The organism is Nocardia sp. NPDC050408 (genome assembly GCF_044458905.1).
GTDB lineage: Bacteria > Actinomycetota > Actinomycetes > Mycobacteriales > Mycobacteriaceae > Nocardia.
The window spans coordinates 257,473-265,659 of sequence record NZ_JBITIL010000010.1 but is presented as its reverse complement, the minus strand read 5'-3'; the positions used below and the strand labels follow the sequence as shown (position 1 = coordinate 265,659).

The following is an 8,187-nucleotide window of genomic DNA, read 5'->3' as shown; positions in this document are numbered from 1 at the left end:
CCCACACGGGGGTATGAGGAGCCGGAACCAAATAAAACATTTGGCACTGACATTCATCGACACACTATTGAGTTCTCAAAGAACACACGCACACAACTCCACCCCAGATTCTCTCGGGAGGCTTGTTGAGGCAACTTTCCTAGCCTAGCCAACCGCCCGCGCAGAGTCAAGTCTGCTCGTTCGATCCGGCAACGCTGGTCGCCAGGCGCTCCTCGTCCTACCTCGTTTCCCAGGCCGCTGTGCTCAACGTTTCCGCTGCGCTTTGGGCTCCGGGTCGGTGTCCGTGTCGCTCTGACTTGGATAAAGTTACGCGGCGGAGAACGTCGAGTCAAATCCGCACTACACGCGTGTCATTCCGCAGGTCAGAGGCCATCCGACACCCCCGAAACCTGGTCCGGGCCACCCGAATGTGACCCGAGCCACGTGATCTTTATGCGCCTGCCCGCAGTACGCCCGCGAAGTTCCGCTTGCCGCGGCGCAGCACCAACCACCGTCCGTGCAGGTAGTCAGCATCGGCGGGCGTCCATTCCAGATCCGAGATCCGCTCGTTGTTCACCGACGCTCCACCCTCGTTCACCGCCCGACGCGCGGCGCCGCGGCTCTCCGACAGTCCGGAGGCGACCAGCAGATCGACGATCGTGCTCGGTTCACCGGTCCCGACCTGCGCGACCGTGCCGTCGACCGCGGCTTCGCGCAGGGCTGCCGACAGCGTCGGCTCATCGAGTTCACGCAGATCCGCGCGGCCGAACAGGGCCTGACTCGCCAACTGCACGGCGAGGGTATTCGCCTCGCCGTGCACCAGATTCGTCATTTCCTCGGCCAGCTTGCGCTGCGCTTCCCGAGCATGCGGACGCTCGGTCGTGGCCGACTCCAGCTCGGCCAACTCCTCGCGGGACAGGAAGGTGAACCAGCGCAGGTACCGCACGACATCGGCATCGGCGGTATTCACGAAGTACTGGTACCAGGCGTACGGGCTGGTCATCTCCGGATCGAGCCACAGGCTGCCGCCGCCGGTCGACTTGCCGAATTTCTTGCCGTCGGCCGAGGTAACGAGCGGCACGGTCAGCGCGTGTACCGACGCAGCATCGACGCGACGGTTCAGCTCCACGCCGGCGATGATGTTGCCCCACTGGTCCGAACCACCGACCTGCAGTGTGCAGCCGTAGTTGCGGCGCAGCTGGAGGTAGTCGTTGGCCTGCAACAGCATGTAGCTGAATTCGGTGTAGGAGATGCCCTCACCGTCCAAGCGCCGCTTGATGGTGTCGCGGGCCAGCATGACGTTGACCGAGAAGTGCTTGCCGATATCGCGTAGGAAGTCGACGGTCGATAGCTGACCGGTCCAGTCCATATTGTTGGCGATGATCGCGCCGGTGGGCGAGTCGTCGAGGTCGACGAAGCGCTCGAGTTGCGAGCGGATCCGGCCCGCCCATTCCGCGACGGTATCGGTCGAATTCATGGTGCGCTCGCCCACGTCGCGCGGGTCGCCGATGAGGCCGGTGGCACCGCCGGCCAGCACAATCGGGCGATGACCCGCGCGCTGGAACCGCTTCAGCGCAAGCAGCGGAACCAGATGTCCGGCGTGCAGGCTGGCCGCGGTGGGATCGAAACCCGCATACAGGGTCAGCGGCCCGGCGGCTATCGCCGCGCGCAGGGCTTCCAGGTCGGTGGACTGCGCGATCAGTCCGCGCCAGGTCAGTTCGTCGATGATGTCGCCGCTCACGCCTGCGCCTCGCTGGCGCTCGGCTCCGGCGTGCGCGAGGCGCGCTGGCACATGGTTCGCTCACTTCGTTCGCTCACGCTGTCCCATCTTTCCGCACCGGTCCCCGCGACCGGTATGGCCCTCAGTGTCGCCGTGCGCCGCCACGCAGGGCGAACCATTTTCGGTAAACGCGACAACGATCGACAGACCGCAGGTCTGCCGATCGTGTGCGTTATTCGGATGTTCAGCGAGCCAGCAGCTCCCGCACCGCGACGATGCTGTCGCGACGCTGCCAGGCGATCCAGACGAACACCACGCCGAGCACCAGCGGGAAGGGCGCCAGAGCGGCCGCGCCGAGCAGGAACACCTGGGTCAGGGCGGCGCAGACCATGGTGATGGTCAGGCCGACGGCTGCGGGGCCGGTCAGGCGGGGCACCAGCAGGCCGATGCCGCCGGCGAGTTCGACCAAGCCGGTGAAGTAGCGGAACCACTGGCCCCAACCGATCGTGTCGAAGGATTCGACCGCAGCATGCGCACCCAGCAGCTTCGGGGCGGCGGAGGCGATGATGAAGAACAGCCCGAGCAGGATCTGCACGGTCCAGAGCGCGATATTCATCTTCTTGCTGGGGCGGTGGGCAACGGCGGCGGCGGTGATGGGGGCGGCGGAGGCGATGGCGGTCATCTGTCTATCCTTCGGTTCGGTCGCGGCGGGTGCAGCGCGTTCAACAGATAGGACGGACACCGCGCCGAAAACTCATCGCTGATCCCGAAAATTCTTGTGACCTGGCGTTATACCGCTTCCATCGGAGCGCGCGGGCTGCGCCGGTAGACCGAGACCGCCGGTGATGCGAGCCAGAATCGCCACGGTACATCCGCCGCGCTGCTGACCCCGACGCGCGGGCCGTTGGAAATCTCGGCGGGGTCGATCGCGCCGTTGAGTTCCAACCGGATCGGCGAGGCAGGGTCGAAGAGCGGAGTTCCATAGTCGCTCAGCGTGATTCCAAGCGCGCTGCCGAGATTTCCTGGGCCCCTTGCCAAATCGGCGTCGGTGCGGGCTGGTGGCCGTCGATCCCTTGCCGTCTCCAACCCGGCGATCACTTCGCCGGACCTGATGAGTACCGCGCTCGCCGTGCCGTCCGGACCGCTGGTCACGTTCACGCACATGTGCATGCCGTAGCTGAGGTAGACGTACAGCACTCCTGCGGGCCCGAACATCACCGCATTGCGCTTGGTCCGCCCGCGTCCGGAATGCGATGCCGGATCCGGCCACGGTCCGGCCGGATCGCCGCCATATGCCTCTACCTCGACGATGCGCACGCCGACCGGTCCGGACCACAGCGTCGAGCCGAGCAGTCGGCGGGCCGCGGCGGGCGGTTCGACCGCGAGTTCTTCATTTCGCACGACTCTCAATTGTTCCCGAAAGTCAGACGTAGCGACTGTGCTGGCCCGAGCGCAGCGTGACGAGGTCGTCGATGATCACCGCGGCGTAGCCGACAGCGACCAGCACTGCCAGTTGTGCCCAGGCGACCCATACGACACCGATCGGGATGGTGACGGCCACCGCAGCGGCGGCGAGCAGTCGCGACCACGGGCGCGGCAGACCCAATGCGAGCCGGAAACAGAATTGTCCGAAGAAGTACAGCGCGACGCCGCCGGAGAGCGCGGACGCCGCGGCGATGGAAGCGCGTTCGTTGCCGTGCGCGATGGTCATATTGATGCCCGCGGCGGCGACCGTAATGCCGATCAGCAGTGGGTAGAGCGCATAGCCGTAGGCGAGCAACGCGGGACGCGAGCGTTCCCGCGCGGGAACCGCGGCAAGCGCGTGCTCGCCGCGCTCGTCGTCGATCCCGAAATAGGCCCACCACAGCACATAGACCAGGCAGAGGCCGAGTGCGACGGTGGCGGTCAGCGGCACCGTCAGCTTCTCCCCTGCCAGTCCCAGACCGATCGCGACCACCGATTCACCGATGGCGACGATGATCACCAGCCCGTTGCGCTCACAGAAGTGGCTGGCCCGCACCACGAAATCGCGGGTGTCGACCAGGTACGGGCTCAGTATCTGCACCGCGAGTGCCGAGGCCCAGCACAGGTATTGCCACCAGCCGTGCACGAATCCGCCCGCGGGCACGAGCCCTGCCGCGAGCGCGTTCAGTGGCGCGAGGCGTTTGATCGCTTGGCTGGCCGAGGTGCCGCCGCTGACCCAGAACAGTGCCGTGTGCACGGTGTTGACCAGGACGTATCCGAGACCGAAAGCTAGACCCGTGCCGTGGAACGCGTCCGGGATCGCCAGCGCCAGCACGAAGAAGCCGAACATACCGATCAACAGCAGCGTGCGGCGCTGCGAACTGCTCGGCGCCACCTCGTTGGTGAGCCAGACGTAGCCGCTGTACATCCACCAGATAACCCCGAACAGCACCACCACCTGAGCCAGTGCCTCCCAGCCGGGATGGTGGGTGAAGACGTGGGTCAGCTGGGTGATGGTGAAGACGAAAACGAGATCGAAGAACAGCTCCAGGGTGGAAACCCGAACCTGACCTCCGTCCACGTTTGTTTCCGTGGTCTGGCTGGTCACGGCAGGATCGTAAAGCAACGCCCCGCAATGGTCACCCGAGGACGTCGGTCCCCATGTAGAGCCCCCCGAGTTTGCTCGGGTTCACCTGGAAGCGCAGGTTGTGGATGTGGCCGTCGATGATGTCGTAGGTGAACGCCGCCACCGGATTGCCCTCGATGCGCGCCAGCGCACCGAGTTCCCCGTTGATATGCGCTGGCTCGAGGACGATGCCCGCGACCGACGGCTTGGCGAGTACGCCGAGGACCCAGCGGGCCACATGATCGGGTCCGTACAGCGGACGCCGGGCCGCGGTGACCACGCCGCCGCCATCAGACCATGAGGTGACATCGGGGGCGAGCAGATCCATCAGGGCATTGAGATCGCCACCGGCGCAGGCGGCCATGAATTGTTCGGTGATGTGGGTGCGCTCGGCCTTATCGGTATCGAAGCGCGGGCGGCGGGACTGCACATGTGAGCGGGCCCGATGTGCGATCTGCCGGACGGTGGCCTCGGGCTTGTCGAGGGTGTCGGCGATTTCGGCGTGGCTGTAGCCGAAGACCTCGCGCAGCAGGAAGACCGCGCGCTCCACCGGATTCAAGGTCTCCAGGACCACCAGCATCGCGGTGGAGACGGTGTCGGCCAACTCGGTCTCCTCGGCGATATTCGGTGAGGTCAGCAGGGGTTCGGGAAGCCAAGGGCCGACGTAGGTTTCGCGTTTGGCCTTGGCGGAGGTGAGCCGGTTCAACGACAGGTTGGTGACTGTGCGCACCAGATAGGACTTGGGGTGCTGGACCGCCGACTGATCGGTTTCATTCCACTTCAGCCAGGTGTCCTGGAGGATGTCCTCGGCATCGGTGACGGTGCCGAGCATCCGGTAGGCGGTGGAAAAGAGCAGCCGCCGGTGTTCGATGAATGGATCCCGCGCGGGCGTAGCGTCGACCATTTGGCCCATGCTCCTAGTGCAAGTCCGGATTTGGCAATCCAGCTTTCGGGACGAACGCGGAAACCGCCCGCCTGGGCTGGCGGACGGCTCATCCGGTTCATACGGTCCGACGCGTGGCCTTGCCGCCCTTGGACAGCTGGACCGAGACCGTCATCTTCTTGCTGAGCTTGAAGCTCGGCAACGGGCTGCTGCTCACGCTCTCCTTGTACAGCACGGCGGCGCGTCCGGTCAGGTAGAACCGGCCGGGGGTGTCGTCGACCTTGGTGAACTGGATGACAGCATCCGTGCGCCCCAAGCTGACGGGCTGGTGGAAGTAGCCGAACCGGAACGGCTTGACCTTCTTGCCCTTCAGCTGCCGCGCGATGGTGTCGGCGGCGTACGCCGCGGTCGGCATACCGGACTGGCAGGTGCCGTGGATCTGTCCCCAGGCCTGGCGCACTGCGGCGGCATCGCCGATGGCATGGATGTTCGGGTGCGAAACCGACCGCAGGGTCGGATCGACCACGATGAGCCCGCGCGCATCGGTTTCGATGCCCGCCTGTGCGGCCAGTGGCGAGACACGGACGCCGGTGGTCCACAGGGTCAGATCGGCCGAAACCAGTTCGCCACTGGCGAGTTCGACCGCGTCCGGCAGCACCTTGGTGACCGACTGGCCGACCTGACGAGCCACGCCGAGCCGATCGAGTGCCTTGTTCAGATAGGCACGGGCCTTATCGCCCATCATCGCGCCCGGTTCGGTCCTGCTGATCAGCGTGACGCGCAGGCCCGGGAAGCTTTCAGCGATTTCGGCTGCCGCCTCGATACCGGCCAGACCGCCGCCACACACCGCGACAGTGCCACCATTGGCCGCAACCACCGCGAGGTGTTCAGAGAATCGGTGGGCGGTGCGCGGATCGTTCAGGGTCCAGGCGTGATCGTCGGCGCCGGGCACGATGCTGGTGTCGGTGCTGCTGCCGAGTGCGTAGACCAGCTCGTCGTAGTGCAGCGTGCCGGTGCCATCGAGGTAGACCCGCTGGGCCTCGGGATCGATGGAAGTTGCCCAGCCCTGGACGAATTCGATGCCCGTACCCGCCAGGATTTGCGGGATCCGATTATCGGCCAACTCCTGCCCCGCGGCGATCTGGTGCATGCGCAGCCGCTCGGTGAAGCGGGCGGCCGGGTTGACGAGGGTGATCTTGACATCGAGCTTGCGGGTACGCCTGGCCAGCCGAATGGCGGCCAGCATGCCGGTGTAGCCCGCGCCGAGTACGACGATCCGATGCGTGGTGGTGGTCATGGCTTGCTCCCGTGGTCGGTGTCACCGGGGCAGGTTGTTGGTTGGTGACGACCATCGGACAAAGCAGCACCGCCGGACGTGACAGCCACGCGATGTGACGTGGGACACCCACCGGATCAGGGGTGAAATGGGGACGCTCCCGGATGTGGTCAGGGGCCGGTGATCCTTACCGTCTGCGGCATGTCTTCGGTTTCCCGGCCGCGGTGGTTGCGGCGGTTTCTCTCGATCGGCGTGGCGGTCACGACGATTTTGCTGCTATCGGTTGGCGGCTGCGTGACGTGGGTGTACAGCAGTGCGTCCATATCTACTGTCGGCAGTACCGAATTCAATAACGAACTCGCGATTCCGCCGCTGGCGCAGTCTCGGGTGCGAGCGGACGGTACGCGGGTCTTCGAACTCGAAATGCGTTCGGGGCAAAGGGAATTCCGTGCGGGTCAGTCGACCGGGACATGGGGGTTCAACGGAGACTATCTCGGACCAACGCTGCGGGCGCGGCGCGGGGAGAAGGTAGAAGTCGCAGTTCGGAACAATCTTTCGGAGCAGTCGACGGTGCACTGGCACGGGATGCATCTGCCCGCGGCAATGGATGGCGGGCCACACCAGATGGTGCAGGCCGGTGACACGTGGACACCGCACTGGACAGTGGACCAGCCCGCCGCCACGCTCTGGTACCACCCGCATCCGCACGGTGCGACCGAAGAGCACGTCCGGCGTGGTCTCGCGGGGCTATTCCTACTCGATGACGAAGTGTCCGAAGGGCTTTCGCTGCCGAAGAACTACGGCGTCGATGATCTGCCGGTGATCGTCCAGGACGTGAAATTCCGTGGCAATCAGCTCGATTCGTCACACGGCATGTTCCGCGACGTCGGGTTCCTCGGCGACCGGACCATGGTGAACGGAACTCTCACGCCCTATCGGAGTGTCGGCGATGAGCTCGTGCGGTTGCGGTTGCTCAATGCTTCGACGGCGCGGATCTACACCTTCGGCTTCGCCGACGAACGCCACTTCTCGCTGGTCGGCACCGACGGCGGACTGGTGGAACATCCGGTCGCGCTCGATCGGGTGCGGTTGTCGCCGGGCGAACGCGCCGAGATCGTGGTTCGCGTGCGGCCCGGCGAACGGACGGTGCTGCGCAGCACGAAACTCGATGCGGGACTGAACTTCTGGACGCAGCGATTCTCAGGCGGTGACGACAGCTTCGACATCCTCGAATTGCGTGCGGCCTCGACATTGCGGCAATCGCCGGAATTGCCTGCGGTACTGACACATCCATCCACACCGGATGGCTCGGATTCCGTGCGCGAGCGAAACTTCGAACTGAATCTGAGTGGTATCAACGGCAGTCCGATGGCAATGGATCGGATCGATCTGACGGTCACTCGCGGCACCGCCGAAACCTGGGTGGTGCACAACAACGACGGCATGCCGCACAACTTCCACATTCACGATGTGCAGTTCCGCGTCCTCGAATTGAACGCCGCACCGCCGCCCGAAGCGCTGACCGGCCCGAAGGACACCATCTTCCTGCCGCCGAATACCACCGCGAAACTCGCCATGCGGTTCGACGGACCCGCCGATCCGAACTCGCCGTACATGTATCACTGCCACCTGCTCTGGCATGAGGACCAGGGCATGATGGGCCAGTTTGTCGTGGTCGAGCCCGGCCAGTCGGCCGGAACACCAACACATCACCACTAACGGGTCTTGCCCAGCGAACC

Annotated in this window: 7 protein-coding genes; 1 reads left to right on the top strand and 6 read right to left on the bottom strand. The window is 65.2% G+C overall.

What is annotated here, in order from left to right; genetic code table 11:
• Positions 1-430: 430 nt before the first annotated feature.
• From tyrS to ACIBJI_RS27210, 6 genes are all read right to left on the bottom strand, one after another.
• Positions 431-1,720: a tyrosine--tRNA ligase gene (tyrS, locus tag ACIBJI_RS27235; RefSeq protein ID WP_364352082.1), complete on the bottom strand. Its 1,290-nt coding sequence runs from the start codon at positions 1,718-1,720 to the stop codon at positions 431-433.
• A 223-nt stretch (positions 1,721-1,943) separates the two neighbouring features.
• A complete protein-coding gene (locus ACIBJI_RS27230; RefSeq protein WP_364352085.1) occupies positions 1,944-2,381 on the bottom strand; it encodes a DoxX family protein in 438 nt (145 codons plus the stop codon).
• Positions 2,382-2,488: 107 nt separating this feature from the next.
• Positions 2,489-3,100 carry a DNA-3-methyladenine glycosylase gene (locus ACIBJI_RS27225; protein WP_364352088.1) on the bottom strand — a complete coding sequence of 204 codons (612 nt, stop codon included), beginning with the start codon at positions 3,098-3,100 and terminating at the stop codon, positions 2,489-2,491.
• A gap of 22 nt (positions 3,101-3,122) precedes the next feature.
• Complete coding sequence (locus ACIBJI_RS27220) at positions 3,123-4,271, bottom strand: low temperature requirement protein A (RefSeq protein WP_397086460.1); 1,149 nt, start codon at positions 4,269-4,271, stop codon at positions 3,123-3,125.
• A 31-nt stretch (positions 4,272-4,302) separates the two neighbouring features.
• Entirely contained in the window at positions 4,303-5,193 is an 891-nt protein-coding gene (locus ACIBJI_RS27215) for an RNA polymerase sigma-70 factor (RefSeq protein WP_397086458.1), read from the bottom strand.
• A 97-nt stretch (positions 5,194-5,290) separates the two neighbouring features.
• Positions 5,291-6,469, bottom strand: a complete 1,179-nt coding sequence (locus tag ACIBJI_RS27210) for an NAD(P)/FAD-dependent oxidoreductase (protein ID WP_397086456.1) — start codon at positions 6,467-6,469, stop codon at positions 5,291-5,293.
• 180 nt (positions 6,470-6,649) lie between these two features.
• Here ACIBJI_RS27210 and ACIBJI_RS27205 point away from each other — a divergent pair, with 180 nt between their 5' ends.
• Positions 6,650-8,167: a multicopper oxidase domain-containing protein gene (locus tag ACIBJI_RS27205; protein WP_364352100.1), complete on the top strand. Its 1,518-nt coding sequence runs from the start codon at positions 6,650-6,652 to the stop codon at positions 8,165-8,167.
• The last annotated feature ends 20 nt before the right edge of the window (positions 8,168-8,187 follow it).

Coding starts and splice junctions, on each gene's coding strand:
- ACIBJI_RS27230 (WP_364352085.1), bottom strand. CDS start 2,381: ATGACCGCCATCGCCTCCGCCGCCCCCATCACCGCCGCCGCCGTTGCC.
- ACIBJI_RS27215 (WP_397086458.1), bottom strand. CDS start 5,193: ATGGTCGACGCTACGCCCGCGCGGGATCCATTCATCGAACACCGGCGG.
- ACIBJI_RS27210 (WP_397086456.1), bottom strand. CDS start 6,469: ATGACCACCACCACGCATCGGATCGTCGTACTCGGCGCGGGCTACACC.
- ACIBJI_RS27205 (WP_364352100.1), top strand. CDS start 6,650: ATGTCTTCGGTTTCCCGGCCGCGGTGGTTGCGGCGGTTTCTCTCGATC.